We start from the raw sequence: 22,380 nt of genomic DNA, 5'->3' as shown, positions 1-22,380 counted from the left end.
TCCACTCAGGAGGCACAGATCATGGGGGATCTAGCAATAGATTTCTGTGGCGAATGGTACGAACCATCCGACGAAGACATTTTCAATATCGGCCGTGAAGGCGACCTGGAAGTCGACGACAACCCGTACCTTCACCGGCGTTTCCTGCAGATTGCCCGCTACGACGGCATCTGGTGGCTCAGCAACGTCGGCAGCATGTTGTCGGCGACCATCGCGGACGGCTCCGGCGGCATGCAGGCCTGGCTGGCGCCCGGGGCGCGGATTCCGTTGGTCTTCAGCCACACCAACGTCATCTTCACGGCCGGCCCCACCACGTACGAGTTCGCCGTGCACCTGAAGACACCGTCTTTCCGGCATGAAGCCCGGGACCAGGACCAAGCCGGGGACACCACCATCGGCCCTGTGGTGTTCACCGATTCGCAAAAGGCGTTGATCGTGGCCCTGGCCGAGCCCATGCTACGGCGGGAAGGGACCGGTTTCAGCGCCATCCCGTCCTCTGCCGAGGCAGCCAAACGGCTGGGGTGGGCGCTGACCCGCTTCAACCGCAAACTGGACAACGTGTGCGACAAGCTGGACCGCGTGGGCGTGGTCGGTTTGCGCGGTGGGGCCGGAAAACTGGCCACCAACCGACGAGCACGCCTGGTGGAACATGCCGTCACGTCCCATCTGGTGACACCGGCAGACCTGCACCTCCTTGAGACCATGAGTGGAGCCGACGAAGGATGAAGTTCCGTTTGACCCTGCGCCGGGACCCCGCGGAAGCGAAGGACCTGGCCGTGACCGTGGACGGCCGGGCAACGGTGGCGGACATCGCCACGGAGCTCTGGGTGTCCGACCCCGCACGGAAGGGGACCGAACCGCCGTCGAACCTTTCCATCAGCGTGGACGAGGCGTTCGTCGGCGGAGGGCTGTCCGGGCGCGTGCTCAACCCCGCAGACAACCTGCTCGAGTCCGGTCTGCGGCCCGGTTCCAAGGTGTCGCTGACGCAGGTCAGCGACCAGTTCGCGGACAACCGCAGCAACCGTGGACCCGCGGCCGCCACGTTGCGCGTCATGTCAGGGCCCGACGTCGGACGCGAATTTTCGCTGCCGTTCGGCACCAGCTACATCGGCCGGGACCGGGACGCCGACATCCGCCTCACGGACCCGCTGACGTCCAAGCGCCACGCACGCATCACCGTCGGCGAGACCGTGGAAATAGTGGACACGAACTCCGCCAACGGACTCCTCATGGACGGGCTTCCCGTCACCCGGGCCACCCTCGAATCGTCCGACACCGTGACCTTGGGTGATACGACCGTGGGGGTCGTGGCGCTGTCCAGGAACCACGGTGGCGGCCCGACCTCACCCCTGGTGGACTTCAACCGCTCACCGCGGGTCCTGCCCCGCTTCGAGTCGCCCAAGCGCGTTCCGCCTGCCGGTCCCAAGCGACCGGACCACCAGCCGTTCCCGTACATCATGCTGATTGCGCCGCTCCTCATGGGTGGCGTTCTCTTCGCCGTCACCCAGAACCTTTTGTCCGTGCTGTTCATGGCCATGATGCCGATCTTCATTGTGGGGCACTATGTGGACCACAAGATGCAGAGCAAGCGCCAGGCCAAGGAAGGCCTCAAGCAGTTCCGGGCGGCGATGCTGGCCTTCCGGGAGGACATCGACCGCGAGCAGAACATCGAGCGGGCGGTCCGGTTGCAGGAAGCACCGTCCGTCAGTGACACGGTGGATGCCATCTACAAGCTCGGACCCCTGCTGTGGACCAACCGTCCTGAGCACCAGCAGTTCCTGGGTGTCCGGTTCGGGCTGGGCTCCGCGCCGTCGCGGATCCAGTTCGACGAGCCCGGAGCCAACGACACCGAACCGAAGTACATGAAGGAAATCCAGGAGTGCCTGCAGCAGGTACGGGTCATTGAAGGCGTGCCCATCGTGTCCCAGCTGCGTACGTCCGGCTCGTTCGGCGTGGCGGGGGAGCGTTCCGTGGTTGACGACGTCGCCCGGGGCATGGTCCTGCAGCTCGTCGGCCTTCATTCACCGGCCGAACTGGCGGTGGGCGCCCTGACTTCCGGCCGCTCCCGGGAGCGTTGGGACTGGTTGCAGTGGCTGCCCCACGTGGGCTCGGGCCACAGCCCGTTGTCCGGTGACCACCTGGCTGCAGGTCCCGGGGCCGGTGCTTCGCTGTTGTCCCGCCTGGAGGACCTCGTGGAACAGCGGGAAGCCCTGGCCAAGGAGCCAGGACCCCAGCCCCGGCCCGGTGTGAAGGACGAACACGAGGAACTTCCCGCTCCGGTGGTTCCTGCCGTCCTGGTGGTGGTTGAAGACGACGCTCCCGTTGACCGCGGACGGCTGACGCGCCTGGTGGAACGCGGACCCGATTTTGGCGTGCACGTGATGTGGGTGGCCGCCACCGTGCAGTCCCTGCCGGCCGCCTGCCGCGACTTCCTCTCCGTCGACGGCGACCACGGCACCACCACGGGACAGGTCCGCCTGGGCCGGCACACCTACCCGGTGAGCTGCGAAAGCCTCGACGCCGAACTCGCCACTCAACTGGCCCGCATGATGTCTCCGCTGGTGGACGTTGGGAACCCGCTGGAAGACGACTCCGATCTTCCGCGTGCGGTGTCCTACGCGACGCTGACGGGGAAGGAACTCATGGATAACCCGCAGGCGGTTGCCGAACGGTGGCAGGAGAACAATTCCGTCCACGCAACGGCGGTGGCAAACCGCAAAGACAACGGCAGCCTGCGCGCCCTGGTTGGTTCAAAGGGCGTCGAGCCCTTTTACCTGGACCTCAAGAACGAGGGCCCGCATGCCCTGGTGGGCGGTACTACAGGTGCCGGCAAATCGGAATTCCTGCAGTCCTGGGTCATGGGCATGGCAGCGGCCTACAGCCCGGACAGGGTCAGCTTCCTCTTTGTCGACTACAAGGGCGGGGCCGCTTTTGCGGACTGCGTCAACCTGCCCCACACCGTGGGCCTGGTCACCGACCTTTCACCCCACCTGGTGCGGCGGGCGCTGACCTCGCTCCGCGCCGAACTCCACTACCGTGAACGGTTGCTGAACCGCAAGAAGGCCAAGGACCTCCTGGCGTTGCAGCGGGAAGCGGATCCGGAAGCTCCGCCCTACCTGATCATCATCGTGGACGAATTCGCCGCGCTGGCCACGGAGGTTCCGGAGTTCGTCGACGGCGTGGTGGACGTTGCCGCGCGTGGCCGGTCCCTGGGCCTGCACCTGATCCTGGCCACACAGCGCCCGGCCGGTGTCATCAAAGACAACCTGCGGGCCAACACCAACCTTCGCGTTGCCCTGCGCATGGCCGACGAAGTGGACGCCGTGGACATCCTGGGCGTTCCCACCGCAGCCTATTTCGACCCGTCCATTCCCGGGCGTGGCGCTGCCAAGACAGGTCCTGGGCGGGTCCAAGGCTTCCAGACCGGCTATGCGGGCGGCTGGACCACGGACAAGCCCCAGCGTCCACGGATTGACATCGTGGAGATGGCCTTCGGCTCCGGGGCGTCCTGGGAGCCGCCACCTGCTACCGACGTCGTGGAGGAACCGGCCGGTCCCAATGACATCGCCAGGATGACCGCCAACATCACCCGGGCGGCCGATGCCCTGGGCATTGAACCGCCCAGGAAGCCATGGCTCAACGAGCTCGCCACCACCTACGATTTCTCCAAGCTGCCCAACCCGAGGAGTGACGAAAGGCTCCTCCTGGGCGTGGCGGATAACCCTGCCCACCAGGACCAGCCCACGGTGTTCTACGAGCCGGACAAGGACGGCAACATGGCTGTCTACGGTACGGGCGGCTCGGGTAAGTCGGCTGCGCTGCGGGGGATTGCCATTGCTGCTGCCGTGACACCCCGTGGCGGTCCCGTGCATGTGTACGGAATCGACTGTGGTTCGTCGGGCCTCAAGATGCTCGACGGCCTCCCGCACGTGGGCGAGGTCATCAACGGTGAAGACGTGGAACGTGTTGGCCGGCTCCTGCGCTGGCTCAAGGACATCGCGGACGATCGCGCCGCCCGGTATGCCGAGGTCAGGGCCGCCACCATTGTGGAGTACCGGAAACTCGCCAACCGTCCGGACGAGAAGCGCATCTTTGTCCTGGTGGACGGCATGTCCGCCTTCCGTGAGGGCTACGAGTACAGCAACCTGTCCGCGCTGTGGGACATCTTCCTTCAGTTGGCTACCGATGGACGCCCTCTGGGCATCCATTTGGTGGTGAGCGGTGACCGCACCAACTCCGTGCCGGCGTCCCTCCTGGCCTCCATCCAGAAACGGTTGGTCCTCCGGCTCAGCTCGGAAGACGACTACATGACACTGGACGTGCCCAAGGACGTCCTCACTGCGGCCTCACCCCCGGGCCGTGGGTTGCTGGACGGTTTGGAAGTCCAACTGGCAGTCCTGGGCGGCAACTCCAACCTTGCCCTGCAGGCCCGTGAAGTATCCAAGCTCAGCCAGGCCATGCTGCGCCAGGGCCTGGAACAGGCTCCGCAGATCCAGCGCCTGCCGGACATGGTGGACCTGGATATCCTGCCCGCCGGCTTGTTGGACAACCCGGTGATCGGCGTGGATGACGAGACCCTTGGTCCGGCTTCCATCGCCGCCAAGGGTTCGCTGCTGCTGGCCGGCCCTCCGGGCGCCGGTCGCACCGTGGCCCTGGTCACGCTGGCTTACGCCATGCGGAAGTCGAACCCGCAGACGGACCTGGTCTACATTGGTTCCCGCCGGTCCGCCGTGGCCACGTTGAACATCTGGAGCCGTTCGCTGGTGGGACCGGATGAGGTATCGGACGTCGTGGACGATCTCATCGACAAAGCCACCGATAATCCGGGCAGCATGGCGATCTTCATCGAGGGCCTGACCGAGTTCACGGACACCCTCGCCGAATCCGGCATCGGACGCCTGGTGACGGCGGCGATCCGGGCCGACCAATGGGTGGTGGGCGAATCCGAAACCTCCACCTGGTCCCAGGCATGGTCGCTGGCCCAGCCCTTCAAATCCGGGCGTCGCGGCTTGCTGCTTAACCCCGGGGACGTGGAAGGCGACAGCCTTCTCAATACATCCCTGGGGCGCATCAGCAAGGACTTCATTCCGGGACGTGGCTACATCGTGGGCCGGGGCAAGGTTCGGAAACTCCAAGTGGCCATGCCGCCGGAGAACCGAAGCTAGGATTTGCCTCAGGACGGCCCCGTGTAGGAGGATGCCGGAAACATCCGGACCGCCTAAGCGCCCCAACGCCCCCAGCGAGGTCACGTCCCATGCATGCCACTGTTCTTCCTGCCGCCACGCCGTCCGCCCGGCGCCGCCTGCCTGCCGTTGTTGCGGGAGTGCTTCTTGCAGCAGGAGCGCTGCTGATCCCGCAGGGGGCTGCACAGGCAGCCCCCTGCAACGGGAAGTCAGCCCTGCCCTGCCCCACCCTGTCAGCTCCGTCCGAGCCCACTCCGACGGAGCCGGGCCTGGCGCCCGAGGCAGGCAGGACGAAGCCCGCACCCAAGCCGGAACCCACGCGTGTGCGGGAACCCGCACCGGCACCCGCGTCGCCTGCCCCTGCAGCGCCCGCACCTGCCGTCCAGGCCCCGCAACCGGCTGTTGTCCAGGCTCCGGCAACGGTGGCACCCGAGGTGGTGGCGCCGTCGTCGGCTCCTTCGGTGGGGTCCCCCACGCCGTCGGCAAGCCCCACCTCCACAGCCAGCCCGACGCCGTCCTCGACGCCAACTGCGACGAAGTCCTCCAACTGGAACACCCCGATCGACCAGGGCAAGGAGACACAGGCCGCCGTGATGGCTTCCGGCAGCTTCACCGGCCCCAACATGGTGGGGCTTTTCGGCATCATGGGTGTGGTGCTGCTGGTGGGCCTGGGCGGACTGGCGTTCGCCCTCTGGAGCAGGAACCGTCTGTCGTCCCACTGACTGCCGACATATTGTCGTTGGCGTGCGGCAAGATAGACCTGTGAGCACACGCGAGAAGACAGATCCGGTCGACACCAGCAGCCAGGAACCCGCCGCAGCCGTCGCAGCCCTGGAGGGCGCAACGCCGTCGGAGGCCTTGCGGGACGAGTATGAGCACCTTGCGGACCAGGTCCGCAAATACCGGTATGCCTACTATCAGGAAGACGAGCCGCTCGTTTCCGATGCCGAGTTCGATGAGCTCTACCGCCGCCTGGAAGAACTCGAAGCGCTGCACCCGGAGCTGGTCTCCAATGATTCGCCCACCCAGGAAGTCGGCGGCGAGGTCTCTTCCGCCTTCGCGGCCGTGCAACACCTGCAGCGGATGTACAGCCTGGACGATGTCTTCTCACTTGATGAACTCGAAGCCTGGGTCCGCAAGGCTGAAGCGTCCGCGGCCAAGCTCGGGGACAGCGTTCCACCCATCGCATGGCTGACCGAGTTGAAGATCGACGGCCTGGCCGTGAATCTCTTGTACCGGGACGGCCAGCTGGTCCGTGCCGCCACGCGCGGCGACGGCACTACCGGTGAAGACATCACCCACAACGTCCTCACCATCAAGGAGATCCCGCGCAGGCTCAGCGGCTCCGGGTATCCCTCCGAGGTGGAGATCCGCGGCGAAGTCTTCATCCCTTCAAAAGCATTTGCCGAATTCAACGAGGCGCTGGTGGCAGCAGGCAAGGCGCCGCTGGCGAATCCCCGCAACGCCGCTGCAGGCTCGCTGCGGCAGAAGGACCCTGCGGAAACAGCCAAGCGCCCGCTGAGCATGTTCGTCCACGGCATCGGCGCACGCGAAGGCCTGGACGCCAGGAGCCAGTCCGAAACCTATGCGTTGCTGGCCGGATGGGGACTGCCCGTGAGCCCGTACTTCAAGGTGCTGGATACATATCAAGGCGTCCTGGAATTCATCGCCCACTACGGCGAGCACCGCCATGACCTCCTGCACGAAATCGACGGCATCGTGGTCAAGATCGACGACTTCGCCACCCAGCGCGCCTTGGGTTACACCTCGCGCGTGCCGCGCTGGGCTGCCGCCTACAAGTACCCCCCGGAGGAAGTCCACACCAAGCTGTTGGATATCGCCGTCAACGTGGGCCGGACCGGCCGCGTCACGCCCTTCGGACTGATGGAACCGGTCAAGGTGGCAGGCTCGACCGTGGGCATGGCCACGCTCCACAACCAGGATGTGGTCAAGGCCAAGGGCGTCATGATCGGCGACATCGTGATCCTGCGCAAGGCAGGGGACGTCATCCCGGAGATTGTTGGCCCGGTGCTGGCGCTCAGGGACAAGCAGGATCCGCCGGTGCGTGAGTTCGTGATGCCCACCGAATGTCCCTCCTGCGGCACGCCGCTGGCCCCGGCCAAGGAAAGCGACGTTGATATCCGGTGCCCCAACGCCAAATCGTGCCCGTCGCAGCTGCGTGAGCGCGTGTTCCACGTGGCCAGCCGTGGCGCCTTCGACATTGAGGCATTGGGGTGGGAAGCCGCCGTCGCGCTGACCCAGCCTGCCGAACCGGCAACCCCGCCGCTCACCAGCGAGGCAGCGCTGTTCAGCCTGACCAGGGAAGACCTTGCCAACGTCCTGATCCGGCGGGAAAAGAAGTCCAAGGGTGTGGGCACGGGCCAGTACGAGCTCGTTCCGTACTTCTACACCCGGGGAAGTGCCAAGACCCCGTCCAAGCCCACCGCCACCACGGAAAAACTGTTCGCGGAATTGGAGAAAGCAAAGCAGCAGCCCTTGTGGCGTGTCCTCGTGGCCCTCTCCATCCGGCATGTGGGACCCACGGCATCCCGGGCGTTGGCCACCAACTTCGGCAGCATGGACGCCATCCGGAATGCCACGGAAGAGCAGCTGGCCCATGTGGACGGTGTGGGACCCACCATCGCGGCTGCACTGAAGGAATGGTTTGCCGTGGACTGGCATAACGAGATCGTGGACAGCTGGGCAGCTGCCGGGGTGCGCATGGAGGACGAACGCGACACCGCGACTCCGCGCACCTTGGAAGGCCTCACCATTGTGGTCACCGGTACTTTGCCCAATTTCAGCCGCGACGAAGCCAAGGAAGCCATCATCATCCGCGGTGGGAAGGCATCAGGATCCGTCTCCAAGAACACCAGCTACCTGGTGGCGGGGGAGAGCGCGGGCAGCAAGCTGGACAAGGCGGAGCAGCTGGGCATCCCGGTCCTCGATGAGGACGGATTCCGCGACCTCCTCGCCAACGGGCCAGCCACCCCGGAGGCCGGAGACGATGCCGGCGAGTCCCAACCGGTGGAAGCTGCAGCTGAATGACGGCGCACGGATCCAACGCCGGCCACCAGGCCACGGATGTGCGGGACCTGCTGGCGGTGGCAAAATCTGCCGCCGCTGCCGGCGCTGCGGTTCTGTCCCGCAGATCAGCCGGCGGCACAGGCGGGGAGGAGCTTGGCGTCTCCAACAAGGGCGACGCCGGTGACTGGGTGACCGAATTCGATGTCGCGGCGGAAAACGCGGTCCGTGAGGCCATCACTGCCGCCCGTCCCCGGGACTTCATCACGGGAGAGGAACACGGCACCACCCGGCCGTCGGAGCCATCGGGCTACCGGTGGTCCATTGACCCGCTGGACGGCACCACCAACTTCATCCGGAACATCGCCTACTACGCCACATCGGTAGCCGTGGCGGATTCCGACGGCGTCTGGCTGGCCGGCGTGGTTCACGCCCCTGCGCTGGGCCGGGTGTACTCCGCAGCCAAGGGCCATGGCGCGTGGCTGGACGTTGCCGGACAATCCACGCGCCTCACCGGCCCGGTTCCGGGGCGGACCGGACTCATCCTCGCAACAGGCTTCAGCTACGACCCTGCCACGCGAGGCAGCCAGGTGGCGGGCCTTGCCAGTTTGATGGAGGGCTTCGCGGATGTGCGGCGGCTGGGTTCCGCGGCCCTGGACCTGTGCCTTGTGGCCGATGGAACGTTCGATGCTTTTGGTGAACGCGGCCTGAACGAGCACGACTTCGCCGCGGGTGCGCTGGTTGCCGAGGAAGCCGGGTGCTGGGTCCGCAGGCCCAAGCTGGACAGCCCGCTCGACGGCGGACCCCGCGCCGAGGACCGGTTGGCGGCGTGGACCTGTGCCGCGACGCTGGAACTGTCCGGCCGCTTCCCCGTGTGACCTGTCCATGATCCGCACGCTGGCCATCGCCAATTACCGCTCCATCCGGGACCTCACCCTCGAACTCCATGGCTTGGATGTGGTGACCGGGGCCAACGGCAGCGGCAAGTCGTCGCTGTACCGCGCACTCCGGCTACTGGCCGAGTGCGCCGGGGGTGACAACGGCAACGTGGTGGGGTCGCTGGCCAGGGACGGCGGGCTTCAGTCCACCCTGTGGGCCGGACCGGAATCCATCAGCGAGGCCATGCGGCGCGGGGAAGTTCCCGTCCAGGGGGCCGTCCGCAGGGAAGCGGTCAGCCTCAAGCTGGGCTACTCGGGTGACTCCTTTGGCTACTTGGTCGACCTGGGACTCCCGGTACCGGGCGGTGGGTGGTTTGACCAGGACACTGGCAGGCCCAGGCCCTCCGCGTTCATGCTTGACCCTGAAATTAAGCGCGAGCAGATCTTCTCGGGGCCGGTGGCCAGGCCCGGCTCGCTGCTGGTGGACCGGAAGGGGAGCCTGGCCAGGCTCCGCGATGCCGACGGGCAATGGACAGAGCTCTCGCGCCGCCTGGACACGTTCCAGAGCATGCTGACCGAAGTCTCGGACCAGGACCGGGCCCCGGAAGTGTTGCGGGTCCGGGATTCCGTGCGGTCCTGGCGCTTCTACGACCATTTCCGTACGGACGCCGACGCCCCCGCGCGTCAGGCACAGATAGGCACCCGCACACCCGTGCTCCACCACAGCGGCAAGGACCTCGCCGCGGCCCTCCAAACCCTTCGCGAGGTGGGCTTTGAGCGGAAGCTGGATGCCGCCGTCGAGCACGCCTTTCCCGGCAGCCGGTTGTCGGTGGCGGTGGCCAAAGGCCGTTTCAGCGTTGAGTTGCGGCAACCCGGCATGCTGCGCCCCATGTCTGCTGCCGAGCTGTCGGACGGGACCTTGCGTTTCCTGCTCCTTACCGCGGCGTTGCTGACACCCAGGCCCCCGGAGTTGATGGTGCTGAACGAGCCCGAAACAAGCCTCCATGTGGATCTGATGCCGGCGCTGGCCGGACTCATTGTCCAAGCCAGCGCCAGCAGCCAGATCATTGTGGTCACGCACTCGGAGGCCCTGTTGGCTGCCCTGCGGACCAGTGGCGCCGCCCATGAACACGAGCTTTACAAGGACCTGGGCGAGACCAGGATCAAAGGGCTCGGGTCGCTGGAGGGGCCGCTGTGGTCGTGGCCCAAACGCTGAAGCCCAGACCCTAGAACGCCGAGCCGATGGACGTCAGGCGAGACCCTTCTTTCCCCTCATAGCGGTTTGCGGGGCGTTCCAGGCCGTAGTGTCCGCGCAGGGTCGAGGCAGTGTATTCGGTACGGAACAGGCCTCGCTGCTGGAGGATCGGCACCACCTGGTCCACGAATACTTCCAGTCCCGATGGCAGGACCGGGGGCATGATGTTGAAGCCGTCCGCCGCGCCGGCCACGAACCAGTCCTGGATCGCATCCGCGACCTGCTCGGGGGTGCCGGAGAACGTGCGGTGTCCGCGGCCACCACCCAGGCGGCCGATCAGTTGCCGCACCGTCAGTTGTTCGCGCCGGGCCAACTCCACGATCAGCGTGTAGCGGCTCTTGGCGCCTTCGATGTCGTCCTCGGACGGGAGGTCTGCGGGAAGCTGCCGGTCCAGGGGAAGGTCCTCGGGGGATAACCGGAGTGTCTTGGCCAGTTGTTCCCGGGCGTATTCGGGCTTGATCAGTTCATCGAGTTCCCGTTCCAATTTCAATGCCTCGGCCTCGGTGGAACCGATCACGGGGACGATGCCCGGGAGGATTTTGATGCCCTCAGGATCGCGTCCCACGGCCAGGGTCCGGGCTTTCAAGTCCGAATAGAAGGCCTGTGCATCGGCCAGGGTCTGGTGGGCCGTGAACACTGCCTCTGCGTAGCGGGCGGCCAGCTTGCGTCCATCCTCCGAGGAGCCTGCCTGGACAATCAGCGGGTGGCCTTGCGGTGAGCGCGGAACATTGAGGGGACCGCGGACCCGGAAGTGCTTGCCTTCGTGGTCGATGGTGCGGATGGTCCCGCCGTCACCCCAGACACCTGCTTCCTTGTCCGCCAGGATCGAGTCGTCCTGCCAACTGTCCCAGAGTTTCTGTGCCACCTCGATGAACTCGGCCGCGCGTTCATACCGGACGGCATGGGCGGGCTGGTCGTCCACGCCAAAGTTCCGGGCGGCGTCGGGACCTGCGGTGGTGACGACATTCCAGCCTGCCCGGCCTCCGCTGACCCAGTCCACGGAAGCGAAACGGCGGGCGAGGTTGAAGGGCTCGTTGTAGGTTGTGGACGCTGTGGCAATGAGGCCGATCTTCTCCGTGGCTCCGGCCAGGGCGGTCAGCAGCACGGTGGGCTCCAGCTTCCCGGCAGGGCGGCGCCCCACTTCGCCATACAGGACGGGGGAGTCGGCGAAGAAGATCGAGTCGAGCTTGCCGCGCTCGGCGGTCCTGGCCAGGTGCTGGTAGTGCCCGATCCTCGTCACTGCCAGGGGATCGCTTTCCGGCAGGCGCCAGGAGGCTTCGTGGTGTCCTGTGCTCATCAGGAAGGCATTGAGGTGCAATTGGCGTTCGGGAGCAGCCATGGTTTTCTCCTCGGATTTGTCGGATGGGGTGCTTTGGTGGGGGATTGCCGGGCCGGCGGTGTGGCAACTCAAGCACGCCCGGCGAGGAAGATGCCAGCGCCGGGACACAAGCCTGAAACGGCGGGAAATCCTGCTTCACCCGGCGCAACCGGACTCAACGCAAAGCCATGCAAAGCAACAAGCCGGTACCTCCCGCCGTCGTGGATTTTCGTTAGATGACTGATAGTTCGGTCACGGAAAGCGGTTTTTGGCGCAATCGGCACCGGAGGTGCCACTACCATTGACTGGTGCTTTCGCCGATTACCATCCGCCCCGCCCTGCCCGAAGACTACGACGCCGTTGCCCGCATCACGCTCGATTCGTACGTCACGGCGGGGTACTACGGCAGCGCAGACCACCCGTACCTTCAGGAACTGAAGAACGTCGCCGGCAGGGCAAAGCATGCCGATGTCCTGGTGGCCGAGCGCGACGGCGAAATCATTGGCTCCGTCACGGCCGCACCCGCAGGCGGAGGATTCTCGGACATCGGGCTCGAAGGCGAACTGGAACTGCGCACCCTCGTCGTGGACCCGGCCGTGCAGCGTTCCGGGGCCGGCCGCGCCTTGGTGCAGGCCGTCGTCGAGCAGGCCCGGGCGACCGAAGGAATCGACGCCGTATGCCTCACCACCGGTGCCACGTGGGAGAGCGCCAATGCCCTCTACCAGCGCACCGGCTTCGACCGCGCCCCCGAGCGTGATTGGTTCGTTCCGGGTACCGACATAAAGCTGTTCGTTTACAGGCTTGAGCTTTCCCAGCCTTAAAGTTTTCCTCGGATACACCGGCAACAGGCCGGGAAGCGACAGGAAAGGCGCCGCAATGCGCAAGACGTACGGCTCGGGCTCGGCCTGGGAGCAGACCCTTGGCTACTCACGTGCAGTCCAGGTGGACAACACTCTTTTCATTTCCGCCACGGCGGCTTCCGGACTGGTTGATGGCCAACAGGCGATAGTTGGTGACGACTTCTACTCGCAGACGAAGTACATCCTCGAAAAGCTCGGCGCCGTCCTGGAAGAAGCCGGTTTCTCCTACGAGGACGTTGTCCAGTCCAAGCTGTACCTGACGGACATCAGCAAGTGGGAAGACGCCGGCCGTGCCCACGGTGAGGTGTTCGGGGAGATCCGCCCCACCCTTTCGCTGGTCCACGTCCTGCCGTTCCTCGACCCGCAGATGCTCGTGGAAATCGAACTCGTAGCCCAAAAGCCCGCGTAAGCACCCAACTGGGTCGCATTTGTGCGCGTTTTGAACGCTGAAAACGCGCACAGATGCGACCTACATGGGTTAGCCGGGGATGCCGTAACGGTGTTCCGGGCGGCCCGTGGTTCCGTAGCGTAACTGGATGTCGACGGCGCCATCGTCCGCAAGCGAGGACAGGTACCTTTGCGCCGTGGCCCGGGAGACGCCGACCCGGTCCGCGACTTCGGCCGCCGAATACTGTTCTCCCGGCAGCAGTGACTCCAAAACGGCCGCCTCGGTGGCCGACCGCGGTTTGGCCGACGGCGTGACGTCGCCCGGAATGAGCGCCCGCTTGGCGCGTTCGATGCTCATCTGGTCTACGCTGGCCTGCTGCCCCAGGATCCTGCGGTACCGGGCATAAGACCGCAATTGCTGGGACAGCGACTCGGCGGTAAAGGGCTTGAGCAGGTAACCAAGCGCTCCCCGCCGCAGTGCCACCCTGATGGACCGGGCATCGGAGGCCGCGGTCAGCATCACCGCATCCACGTCCAGTTGGCCCAGCAAATCCAGCCCCGAGCCGTCCGGCAGGTAGACGTCCAGCAGCACCAAATCCGGCCTCAGGCTGTGGATGGCCTGCAGTGCCTGCGATACGGATCCGGCGGGAGCCAGAGCCATGAAGCCCGCCACCGAATCCACGTAGGCCGCGTGCAGCCTGGCCACGTGGAAGTCATCGTCAACGATCAACACCCGCAGGTCCTCAGCCATCGCTCTCCTTTTCCGGCGTTGCGCCGGCTCCGTTGTCCGTGCCGCCCGCTGCCATGACTCCCGGGATGGAGGCCATGAAGACGGCGCCCGGCCCACCTTGTGTGCCCGTGTCCAGGATGCGCACGTCTCCGCCCCGGCGCCGCGCCAATTGTCGCACCAAAGCCAAGCCCAGGCCCTGTCCGGCACCGGCACGCACCGGTGCCTCCGCCGTCGTGAATCCCTCGGCGAAGACCTCATCGGGACCCAATGCGCCCAGTCCGTCACCTGAATCGCCCACCACCAGGTGGAGGGTACCGCCGTTCCCGGTGACGTCATCCAGGAGCTCCACCTCCACCCAGCGCTCCGCGGCGGAACCGGCGACGGCGGCGTTCACGGCGTTGTCGATCAGGTTGCCGAGCACTGTGGTGACATCCTGCGGGTCGGCAACGTGCCCGCGCACCAGCGTCTCCGGACCGATTTTCAACACCACGCCGCGCTCGGACGCTTCCACGCCTTTGGCCCCGATGAAGGCCTGGAGGTAGGTGTCCTGGAGGAGTTCGGCCTGCTCCACGGGGAACTTGAGCGGCCCGGTTGCGGAGATCCTTGCCAGGTACTCCTTGGCCTGCTCATGCTGGCCGATGCTCATGAAACCGGCGATGGTGTGCAGCTGGTTGGCGAACTCGTGCCGCTGGGCACGGAGGGCTGCGGACATGGTGCCCACGGCGTCCAGCTGGCGCGTCAACTGCTGCAACTCGGTGCGGTCGCGGAGCATCACCACCCAGCCGAGGTCTTCTGTGCGGTGCCATGCCTTGCGGGCGCTGGCCACCAGGACGCGGTCTCCGGCCAGTACCTCAACGGCTTCCGCGTCCTGCGCGGCGGGTCGGGTCAGCTCCTTCAACGGGGCAGGAACAGGGGCTGAGTTCCATGCCTGACCGGTGGCGTCCGGCATGTCCAGCAGGCGGGCGGCAGCTGCGTTGAAGACGGAGATCCGGCCGTCGGCGGCGATGCCGATCACGCCCTCGTCCACGCCTTGGAGCACGGCTACCTGGTCGTGGACCAGGGTGCTGATTTCTTCCGGTTCCAGGCCCAGGGCGAGTCGCTGAAGCCGGCGGCGGAGAAGGAACGATGCCAGGACGCCGGCCAGCAGGGCGCCGCCTGCTGTCACCGCGATCGGGATGATGTCGCGGGCCAGGCTCTTGCCGAGCGATTCCACGGAGTAGCCCACGCTCACTTCACCCACGATCGGGCCCTGCCCGTCAGTGCCGCCGGCGCTGCCCGTGCCGGGCGCGTAGACGGGAACTTTCGCCCCCGCGGACGGACCCAGGGTGCCGGTATTTCGGGTGGTGGTTTCCTGGCCGCCCAGTGCAGCGGAGGGGTCGGTGCTCACGCGTTCGCCCAGACGTGCGGGCTCAGGGTGGGCCAGGCGCAACCCGGTCTCGTCCGTGATGACCACGAACAGGGCACCCGTGCGGACCCGGGCTGCCTCGGCGGCCTGTTGCAACGGCCCGGCGGCGAGCACCGATGCCGGGGGAGTGCCTTGCTCCTTGCTGATGTCCTGGACCTGGGCCCGGACGTCGGGATCCGCGGCAACGGTCCTGGCCAGGGTGAGGGCCTGGTTCTCGGCCTCGTTGCCGATCCGCTCGTACACGAGCCAGGCGTGGACGGTGCCGCTGAGGAGGACCACCAACAGGACCACCCCCAACTGCAGCAGGAGTGTTTGGGTGGAGAAGCGCATGCTCACCCGGTTGAACCGCGGCACCCTTGCTCCTTTCCTCCACTTCCATTGAAGCATTGAGCAGAATGCGCAAAACGCTCTCAATGATCACTATTCCCATGAATCGAGCGAAACCCCCACCCGTGACCGGCGCCACTATAGCGTCTGTTGTGCGCATCACACTGAAGTGGCGCCTACAGAGAAGTAAGGAGCAGGCCGTGCTGGTTTTGCTTGGATTCGCAATGATTGCGGTCTTCATGGTCCTGATCATGACCAAAAAGTTGACGCCGGTCCTGGCGCTGATCATCGTCCCTACCGTCTTCGGCCTCTTCGCCGGCGCCGGCCTCGGCATCGGCGACATGGTGATGGACTCGATGAAGTCCATGACGTCCACGGCCGCGCTCCTGATGTTCGCCATCATCTACTTCGGCCTGATGATCGACGTCGGACTTTTCGACCCCCTGGTCAAGTTCATCCTGCGCAAGCTGGGCAACGACCCCGCCAAGGTGGTGCTCGGCACCGCCCTCTTGGCCGCCGCCGTATCCCTGGACGGCGACGGTTCCACCACCTTCATCCTCACCACGGCAGCCATGCTCCCGGTCTATTTGAGGCTGAAGATGAGCCCCGTGGTCCTTACCTGCGTTGCAGGCCTCGCCAACGGCACCATGAACATTCTGCCGTGGGGCGGCCCCACTGCCCGTGCCGCCACAGCCCTGCACCTGGACGTCAACGACGTCTTCCTCCCCATGGTTCCGTCCCTGGTCGCGGGACTTGCGGTGGTCCTCGTCTTCGCCTGGCTGCTCGGCCTCCAAGAGCGCAACCGCCTCCGTGCCACCGCCCCGGAAATCTGGGGTGACGTCGCAGATCCCTCGGACGCGTTCGACGGCGGCACGACCGGCGGCGGGTCCGTCACCGCCGGCTCCGGCAAGGGTGCTTCCGGCTTGGGCCGCACCGCCGGTAAGCCCGGCACCGGTGGAGGTGCCGGCGTCGCGGTCCTCGACCAGGACACCGCTGCGTTGGTGGACGAGCACGATACCGCCATGGCGGACACCGCGCTGGATCCCAACCGGTCCACCCTCCGTCCCAAGCTCTTCTGGTTCAACCTGGGGCTCACGGTGGCCGTCATGGGCGTGCTGATCGCCAACATCGTCCCCCTGCCGTATGTGTTCATGGTCGGCTCCGCGATCGCCCTGCTGGTGAACTTCCCCAAGGTGAAGGACCAGGGTGCCCAGCTGATCGCCCACGCGCCATCGATCGTGGCCGTGGTCAGCATGGTCATGGCTGCTGCAGTCCTCACGGGCGTCCTCAACGGCACCGGCATGGTCAAGGCAATGTCCGAGTGGCTGGTCCAGATCATCCCGTCCGACATGGGACCCTTCATGGCCGTCATCACCGGCCTGTTGAGCATCCCCATGACGTTCTTCATGAGCAACGACGCCTTCTACTTCGGTGTCCTCCCCGTCCTGAGCGAAACCGCCGCCCATTACGGCGTCGGGGCAGCAGACATGGCCCGCGCATCCATCACCGGCCAGCCGTTCCACATGCAAAGCCCCCTGGTGCCTGCCATCCTGCTGCTGGTGTCCCTGGCCAAGGTGGACCTGGGCGACCACCACAAGAAGGTCCTGTGGCGGTCGGCAGCCATCTCCGTGGTCATGCTGGCAGTGGGCATGCTGACCGGAGCGATCGCGATCGGCTGAGCCCCCAGGCGCCGACGGGCAGCAGAGCCGGACATGGTCCGCTCTGCTGCCCCGTTTGGTTCATGGGGACCCCAAGCCAAGTAGACTGGTCCGGAAAACCAATTGAACTTTGCAGGGGAGATCCATGGCTGCGATCAACCGTGACGATGTCGCGCATCTTGCGCGTCTGGCTCACATCGAAATGAGTGACGAAGAACTGGATAGGATGGCGGGCGAGCTTGCTGTCATCGTGGATTCGGTGAAGTCCGTGAGCGAAGCCGCCGGCGACGACGTCCCGGCCACGTCCCACCCGATTCCGTTGAACAACGTGTTCCGCGAGGACGTCGTGGGCCACACGTTCACCGCCGGCCAGGCGTTGTCCGGTGCTCCCGACGCTGCCGAAGACCGCTTCAAGGTCCCCGCGATCCTGGATGAGGACTAACACCATGACTGAGCTGAAGAACGAACTCATCCACCACTCCGCTGCCGGCCTCGCAGCCAAGCTCGCTGCCCGTGAGGTCTCCGCCGTCGAGGTCACGCAGGCGCACCTGGACCGGATCGCCGACGTCGATGGCCACGTCAACGCTTTCCTGCACGTCAATACCGAAGAAGCACTCTCGGTCGCAGCTGAGGTGGACGCAGCCCGGGCCGCAGGTGAAGACCTTCATGCCCTGGCCGGCGTGCCCATCGCCGTGAAGGACCTGATTGTCACCATCGGCCAGCCCACGACTGCCGGCTCGAAGATCCTTGAGGGCTGGCACAGCCCGTACGATGCCACGGTCATCAAGAAGCTGCGCGCCGCGAAGATGCCGATCCTGGGCAAGACCAACCTTGACGAGTTCGCCATGGGGTCTTCCACGGAGCACTCCGCCTACGGCCCTACCCGCAACCCATGGGATCTCGACCGCATTCCGGGCGGATCCGGTGGTGGCTCTGCCGCTGCCGTCGCCGCCTTCGAAGCGCCGCTGGCCCTGGGCACCGACACCGGCGGTTCCATCCGCCAGCCCGGTGCCGTCACCGGAACCGTGGGCATGAAGCCGACGTACGGTGCCGTGTCCCGATACGGCGCGATCGCCATGGCCTCCTCCCTGGACCAGATCGGCCCGGTCTCACGCACCGTGCTGGACTCCGCACTGTTGCAGGAAGTCATCGGCGGGCACGATCCTTTCGACTCAACCTCCCTGACGGATCCCTTCAACAACCTGGTGGAGGCTGCCCGCGTGGGCAACGTCGCCGGACTGAAGATCGGCATCATCAAGGAACTGCACGGCGAGGGGTACCAGGCCGGTGTCGAGAACCGGTTCAAGGAATCCCTGCAGCTGCTCAAGGATGCGGGCGCCGAGATCGTGGAGGTGTCCTGCCCCAACCTCAAATACGCACTGGGTGCCTACTACCTGATCATGCCGTCCGAGGTTTCCAGCAACCTGGCCAAGTTCGACGGCGTCCGCTACGGCCTGCGCGTTCTGCCCACCGACGGTCCCATGACCATTGAACGCGTCATGGCAGCCACCCGCGCCGCCGGCTTCGGCGACGAAGCCAAGCGCCGCATCATCCTGGGCACCTATGCCCTGAGCGCCGGCTACTACGACGCCTACTACGGCTCCGCCCAGAAGGTCCGGACGCTGGTCCAGCGCGACTTCGATGCCGCGTTCGCGCAGGCGGATGTCCTCATTTCGCCGACCTCTCCCACCACTGCGTTCAAGCTTGGCGAGAAGCTGGACGACCCGCTGGCCATGTACCTGAACGACGTCGCCACCATTCCCGCCAACCTGGCAGGCATCCCCGGGCTTTCCTTGCCGGGCGGCCTTGCCGACGAGGACGGCCTGCCTGTGGGCATCCAGCTCCTGGCCCCGGCCCGCGGGGACGCCCGCCTTTACCGGGTTGGTGCCGTGCTCGAATCGATCCTTGAAGACAAGTGGGGCGGTCCCATCCTGGCCCAGGCGCCTGACCTGAAAACCGCAGCCCTTGGCTCTGCAGCCACCACCGCCGGAGGTTCCAACTAATGTCCGTCGACGCAATCGTCAGCTTCGAAGAGGCCATGGAGAAGTACGATCCCGTGCTGGGGTTCGAGGTCCACGTGGAGCTCAACACCAAGACGAAGATGTTCTCCTCCGCCCCCAATGTGTTCGGTGACGAGCCCAACACCAACGTCAACGAGGTCGACCTCGGCATGCCCGGTGTCCTGCCCGTGGTGAACAAGGCGGCAGTTGAGTCGTCCATCAAGATCGGCCTGGCCCTCAACTGCAAGATCGCCGAGTCCTGCCGTTTCGCCCGGAAGAACTACTTCTACCCGGACACTCCCAAGAACTTCCAGACGTCCCAGTACGACGAGCCGATCGCCTATGACGGCTACCTGGACGTAGAACTCGAAGACGGCACGGTGTTCCGCGTGGAAATCGAACGTGCCCACATGGAAGAAGACGCCGGCAAGCTGACCCACATGGGTGGCGCGGCCGGTCGCATCCAGGGTGCCGACTACTCGCTGGTGGACTACAACCGGGCCGGTGTTCCGTTGGTGGAAATCGTAACCAAGCCGATTGAAGGCGCCGGCAGCCGTGCACCGGAACTCGCCAAGGCCTACGTCGCCGCCATCCGCGAGATCGTGAAGAACCTGGGCGTCTCCGATGCCCGCATGGAACGGGGCAACGTCCGTTGCGACGCGAACGTGTCACTGCGCCCGCACGGCCAGGAACGCTTCGGTATCCGCTCCGAGACCAAGAACGTGAACTCGCTGCGCGCCGTGGAGCACGCTGTCCGCTACGAGATCCAGCGGCACGCAGCCGTACTGGACTCGGGGCAGCCGGTAACCCAGGAGACCCGGCACTGGCACGAGGACACCCGGTCCACCACCTCGGGCCGCGCCAAGTCCGACGCCGACGACTACCGCTACTTCCCGGAACCGGACCTGGTCCCCGTGGTTGCATCGCGCGAATGGGTCGAAGAACTCCGTGCCACGTTGCCCGAACCGCCGGCAGAGCGCCGCAAACGCCTCAAGGAAGCCTGGGGTTACTCCGACCTGGAATTCCGCGACGTGGTGAACGCCGGTGTCATGGACTCCATCGAGGAGACCGTAGCCGCGGGTGCCAGCGCCGCCGTGGCGCGCAAGTGGTGGATGGGCGAGATCGTGGGCCGTGCCAAGGTTGCCGATGTTGAGCCGGCCGAGCTCGGTGTCACCCCGCAGACCATCGTGGAGCTGAACAAGCTGGTGGAAGCGGGCAAGATCAACAACAAGATGGCCGGACAGGTCCTTGACGGTGTGCTCGCCGGTGAAGGTACGCCGGAAGAGATCATCGAAAAGCGTGGCCTCGCCGTGGTTTCCGACGACGGTCCGCTCCTTGAAGCGATCGACGCAGCGTTGGCTGCGCAGCCGGATGTCGCGGAGAAGATCCGTGGCGGCAAGATCCAGGCCATCGGCGCCATTGTTGGCGGCGTCATGAAGGCCACGCGTGGCCAGGCCGACGCCGGCCGTGTCAGGGAGCTCATCCTCGAGAAGCTCGGGGTAGAGGGCTAAGACCCCCCTCTCACCCAACTGGGTCGCAGTTGATGCCGTTTTGAGCCCTCAGAACGGCAACAACTGCGACCCACTTTTTGTTGGTCAAGGGGCACAATTAACCCATGGCCACCCTTTCTCCAGGCCTTCGCAAGGCCCTCCTCGCAGGCGGCATCGCCGTCGCCGTGACCGCCGGTGGAACAGCGGCAGTCTGGGCGGGCACCCAGCCCAGCCCGTCGCCGTCGGGCACGTCCGCCTCACCGGGCCCGTCCGAAACCCGGGGCAACGGCAATGCGCCGCCCAAATCCACCGCCAAACGCGGGCAAGCTCTTCATGGCGAGCACGTGGTGAAGGACGCGGACGGAACATTCAGGACGCTTGTTACCCAGCGCGGGACCATCGAGTCGGTCAACTCCACGGACATCACGGTGACGAGTGAGGACGGGTTCACGCAGCGGTACGCCATCACCTCCGACACAAAGATCTCCACGGTTCCCGCCGACACGGTGCGGCCCCGGAACGGACGTGGCAATCCCGGCCTGCCTTCGGCCACTGCAGCCGGGCTGAAGACCGGCGACACCGTGCAGGTCTCCGGAACCAGGAACGGCGGGACTGTCAGCGCCACCAGGATCATCGCCGGAGATCTGGACGCGCTCCGCGGCCAAGGCCATAAACGCGGGCACGGCCCCAAGTAGCTTAGAGAGCCACGGTCCTGAAGCCCAGGTTCCCGCTGGCTGAATCCGGGGTGTTGGAACTGCGGGCCGCCACCCGGTAGCGGTTGCAGTACGAGTCATGGCACAAATAGGAGCCGCCCCGCATCACCCTGCCCCGGCCGATGGTGGGCCCCTGCGGATCGTGGACGGTGCCGGAAGCCAGGCATGTCTGGTAGTACTTCGGCAGGAACCAGTCGCTGCACCACTCCCAGACGTTGCCGCTGGTCTGGTAAAGGCCGTAGCCGTTGGGTTCAAACCAGCGGGCCGGTGCCGTGGTGAGGTAGCCGTCCTCCTGGTCGTTGCGGACGGGAAATTCCCCCTGCCAGATGTTGCAGTGGTGGCGCGCGCTTCCGACGGCGTGCCCGTTGTGGAGGGAATCTCCCCACGGGTAGCGCCGGCCCTCCACGCCGCCGCGTGCTGCGTACTCCCATTCGGCTTCCGTAGGGAGCCGCCGGCCAGCCCATGCACAGTAGGCCAGGGCATCGTCATGGGACACATGGGTCACCGGATGGTCCGGGACTTCGGTCCAGTGCGACAACGGGCCGGCAGGGTGGGCCCAGTTCGCTCCGCGGACATTAAGCCACCAGGGGACGTCGTTGACCCGGTTGAGGATGTCCTGCTCTCGGGCCTTGACCGCCAGATGGAACACGGCAGAGGTCCCGAAGGTCTCTGATTCCGTTCGGTGGCCGGTGGCTTCCACGAACTCCGCGAACTGCTGGTTGGTCACTGTGGTGGCGCTGATGCGGAAGGCCGAAACGGATACAGGATGGACCGGGGCCTCGCCGTCGCCGGCGTTGCCTTCGTTGAAGGCGTCACCCATGGCGAACGTTCCAGCGGGGACAGGGACGTCGTTTGCGCTCACGGAGGCGGAAGGTACGACGCCGGTACCCGCCATGGGGTGGCCGCCCGCCGTGCGCTGTGCCGGCGTCAGCTCCGGCGTCGTACTTTTCCCGGAGCCTGCGCCCGGACTGCAGCAATCTGCCATGTCAATCCTCAGTCTGATTCCGTGCGCTGCCCGCGTGTTCCGCAGCGGTAGCGCACCTCTTTCCGCCATGCGCACCCGATCCACAGCGGGAGCGCACCCCTTTCCACCACGCGCGCCCGTTCCAGTGGGCGCGCCGGGCGGAAACGGGTGCGGTCCCCGCTGCGAGC

Annotated in this window: 17 protein-coding genes; 13 read left to right on the top strand and 4 right to left on the bottom strand. The window is 65.9% G+C overall.

The window, feature by feature from the left end:
- Positions 1-21 precede the first annotated feature (21 nt).
- The 6 genes from ACSVIE_RS07145 to ACSVIE_RS07120 all read left to right on the top strand — a co-directional run bounded on the left by ACSVIE_RS07145 (position 22) and on the right by ACSVIE_RS07120 (position 10,301).
- Positions 22-726, top strand: coding sequence for a hypothetical protein (locus tag ACSVIE_RS07145; RefSeq protein ID WP_442423433.1), 705 nt, complete (start codon positions 22-24; stop codon positions 724-726).
- Positions 723-5,165, top strand: coding sequence for an FtsK/SpoIIIE domain-containing protein (locus tag ACSVIE_RS07140; RefSeq protein ID WP_442423432.1), 4,443 nt, complete (start codon positions 723-725; stop codon positions 5,163-5,165). The genes ACSVIE_RS07145 and ACSVIE_RS07140 overlap by 4 nt, the downstream gene beginning before the upstream one ends.
- Before the next feature lie 89 nt (positions 5,166-5,254).
- Positions 5,255-5,905 carry a hypothetical protein gene (locus tag ACSVIE_RS07135; RefSeq protein ID WP_426006662.1) on the top strand — a complete coding sequence of 217 codons (651 nt, stop codon included), beginning with the start codon at positions 5,255-5,257 and terminating at the stop codon, positions 5,903-5,905.
- 40 nt (positions 5,906-5,945) lie between these two features.
- Positions 5,946-8,231, top strand: a complete 2,286-nt coding sequence (gene ligA, locus ACSVIE_RS07130; protein ID WP_442423431.1) for an NAD-dependent DNA ligase LigA — start codon at positions 5,946-5,948, stop codon at positions 8,229-8,231.
- Positions 8,228-9,085: an inositol monophosphatase family protein gene (locus tag ACSVIE_RS07125; protein ID WP_426006665.1), complete on the top strand. Its 858-nt coding sequence runs from the start codon at positions 8,228-8,230 to the stop codon at positions 9,083-9,085. Before ligA ends, ACSVIE_RS07125 begins: the two co-directional genes overlap by 4 nt.
- A gap of 7 nt (positions 9,086-9,092) precedes the next feature.
- A complete protein-coding gene (locus ACSVIE_RS07120; RefSeq protein ID WP_442423430.1) occupies positions 9,093-10,301 on the top strand; it encodes an AAA family ATPase in 1,209 nt (402 codons plus the stop codon).
- Between the two features lie 10 nt (positions 10,302-10,311).
- Here ACSVIE_RS07120 and ACSVIE_RS07115 read toward each other — a convergent pair whose 3' ends face one another.
- Positions 10,312-11,679: an LLM class flavin-dependent oxidoreductase gene (locus ACSVIE_RS07115; protein ID WP_442423429.1), complete on the bottom strand. Its 1,368-nt coding sequence runs from the start codon at positions 11,677-11,679 to the stop codon at positions 10,312-10,314.
- 287 nt (positions 11,680-11,966) lie between these two features.
- Here ACSVIE_RS07115 and ACSVIE_RS07110 point away from each other — a divergent pair, with 287 nt between their 5' ends.
- On the top strand, positions 11,967-12,479 hold the full coding sequence (locus tag ACSVIE_RS07110; protein WP_442423428.1) for a GNAT family N-acetyltransferase: 513 nt from the start codon (positions 11,967-11,969) through the stop codon (positions 12,477-12,479).
- Positions 12,480-12,534: 55 nt separating this feature from the next.
- Positions 12,535-12,927 carry a RidA family protein gene (locus ACSVIE_RS07105; RefSeq protein WP_442423427.1) on the top strand — a complete coding sequence of 131 codons (393 nt, stop codon included), beginning with the start codon at positions 12,535-12,537 and terminating at the stop codon, positions 12,925-12,927.
- A gap of 69 nt (positions 12,928-12,996) precedes the next feature.
- On the opposite strand, the gene ACSVIE_RS07100 is transcribed toward ACSVIE_RS07105, so the two are convergent.
- The gene (locus ACSVIE_RS07100; RefSeq protein ID WP_426006673.1) at positions 12,997-13,656 is read right to left on the bottom strand and encodes a response regulator; all 660 of its coding nucleotides are present in this window, start codon (positions 13,654-13,656) and stop codon (positions 12,997-12,999) included.
- Positions 13,649-15,370 carry an ATP-binding protein gene (locus tag ACSVIE_RS07095; protein WP_442423514.1) on the bottom strand — a complete coding sequence of 574 codons (1,722 nt, stop codon included), beginning with the start codon at positions 15,368-15,370 and terminating at the stop codon, positions 13,649-13,651. The genes ACSVIE_RS07100 and ACSVIE_RS07095 overlap by 8 nt, the downstream gene beginning before the upstream one ends.
- Before the next feature lie 197 nt (positions 15,371-15,567).
- On the opposite strand from ACSVIE_RS07095, the gene ACSVIE_RS07090 reads away from it, so the two are divergent.
- The 5 genes from ACSVIE_RS07090 to ACSVIE_RS07070 all read left to right on the top strand — a co-directional run bounded on the left by ACSVIE_RS07090 (position 15,568) and on the right by ACSVIE_RS07070 (position 21,210).
- Positions 15,568-17,046 (top strand): CitMHS family transporter, encoded by a 1,479-nt coding sequence (locus ACSVIE_RS07090; protein WP_426006674.1) that lies wholly within the window; start codon positions 15,568-15,570, stop codon positions 17,044-17,046.
- Between the two features lie 124 nt (positions 17,047-17,170).
- Positions 17,171-17,467, top strand: a complete 297-nt coding sequence (gene gatC / locus ACSVIE_RS07085; protein WP_426006676.1) for an Asp-tRNA(Asn)/Glu-tRNA(Gln) amidotransferase subunit GatC — start codon at positions 17,171-17,173, stop codon at positions 17,465-17,467.
- Positions 17,468-17,471: 4 nt separating this feature from the next.
- Positions 17,472-19,028 carry an Asp-tRNA(Asn)/Glu-tRNA(Gln) amidotransferase subunit GatA gene (gene gatA, locus ACSVIE_RS07080; protein ID WP_426006677.1) on the top strand — a complete coding sequence of 519 codons (1,557 nt, stop codon included), beginning with the start codon at positions 17,472-17,474 and terminating at the stop codon, positions 19,026-19,028.
- On the top strand, positions 19,028-20,536 hold the full coding sequence (gene gatB / locus ACSVIE_RS07075; protein WP_426006678.1) for an Asp-tRNA(Asn)/Glu-tRNA(Gln) amidotransferase subunit GatB: 1,509 nt from the start codon (positions 19,028-19,030) through the stop codon (positions 20,534-20,536). Before gatA ends, gatB begins: the two co-directional genes overlap by 1 nt.
- A 104-nt stretch (positions 20,537-20,640) precedes the next feature.
- Positions 20,641-21,210 (top strand): DUF5666 domain-containing protein, encoded by a 570-nt coding sequence (locus ACSVIE_RS07070; protein ID WP_442423426.1) that lies wholly within the window; start codon positions 20,641-20,643, stop codon positions 21,208-21,210.
- A 1-nt stretch (position 21,211) separates the two neighbouring features.
- Here ACSVIE_RS07070 and ACSVIE_RS07065 read toward each other — a convergent pair whose 3' ends face one another.
- The gene (locus tag ACSVIE_RS07065; protein ID WP_442423425.1) at positions 21,212-22,213 is read right to left on the bottom strand and encodes a formylglycine-generating enzyme family protein; all 1,002 of its coding nucleotides are present in this window, start codon (positions 22,211-22,213) and stop codon (positions 21,212-21,214) included.
- Positions 22,214-22,380: the final 167 nt, after the last annotated feature.

It is taken from the genome of Paenarthrobacter sp. NCHU4564, from assembly GCF_052156435.1.
Taxonomy (GTDB): domain Bacteria; phylum Actinomycetota; class Actinomycetes; order Actinomycetales; family Micrococcaceae; genus Arthrobacter.
This window is presented reverse-complemented; position numbering and strand designations above follow the sequence as displayed.

What these genes read in the sequence shown, in the direction of transcription:
- ACSVIE_RS07145 (WP_442423433.1), top strand. Translation starts at nt 22, where the DNA reads ATGGGGGATCTAGCAATAGATTTCTGTGGCGAATGGTACGAACCATCC.
- ACSVIE_RS07140 (WP_442423432.1), top strand. Translation starts at nt 723, where the DNA reads ATGAAGTTCCGTTTGACCCTGCGCCGGGACCCCGCGGAAGCGAAGGAC.
- ACSVIE_RS07135 (WP_426006662.1), top strand. Translation starts at nt 5,255, where the DNA reads ATGCATGCCACTGTTCTTCCTGCCGCCACGCCGTCCGCCCGGCGCCGC.
- ACSVIE_RS07125 (WP_426006665.1), top strand. Translation starts at nt 8,228, where the DNA reads ATGACGGCGCACGGATCCAACGCCGGCCACCAGGCCACGGATGTGCGG.
- ACSVIE_RS07120 (WP_442423430.1), top strand. Translation starts at nt 9,093, where the DNA reads ATGATCCGCACGCTGGCCATCGCCAATTACCGCTCCATCCGGGACCTC.
- ACSVIE_RS07115 (WP_442423429.1), bottom strand. Translation starts at nt 11,679, where the DNA reads ATGGCTGCTCCCGAACGCCAATTGCACCTCAATGCCTTCCTGATGAGC.
- ACSVIE_RS07105 (WP_442423427.1), top strand. Translation starts at nt 12,535, where the DNA reads ATGCGCAAGACGTACGGCTCGGGCTCGGCCTGGGAGCAGACCCTTGGC.
- ACSVIE_RS07100 (WP_426006673.1), bottom strand. Translation starts at nt 13,656, where the DNA reads ATGGCTGAGGACCTGCGGGTGTTGATCGTTGACGATGACTTCCACGTG.
- ACSVIE_RS07095 (WP_442423514.1), bottom strand. Translation starts at nt 15,370, where the DNA reads ATGCGCTTCTCCACCCAAACACTCCTGCTGCAGTTGGGGGTGGTCCTG.
- gatC (WP_426006676.1), top strand. Translation starts at nt 17,171, where the DNA reads ATGGCTGCGATCAACCGTGACGATGTCGCGCATCTTGCGCGTCTGGCT.
- gatA (WP_426006677.1), top strand. Translation starts at nt 17,472, where the DNA reads ATGACTGAGCTGAAGAACGAACTCATCCACCACTCCGCTGCCGGCCTC.
- gatB (WP_426006678.1), top strand. Translation starts at nt 19,028, where the DNA reads ATGTCCGTCGACGCAATCGTCAGCTTCGAAGAGGCCATGGAGAAGTAC.
- ACSVIE_RS07070 (WP_442423426.1), top strand. Translation starts at nt 20,641, where the DNA reads ATGGCCACCCTTTCTCCAGGCCTTCGCAAGGCCCTCCTCGCAGGCGGC.
- ACSVIE_RS07065 (WP_442423425.1), bottom strand. Translation starts at nt 22,213, where the DNA reads ATGGCAGATTGCTGCAGTCCGGGCGCAGGCTCCGGGAAAAGTACGACG.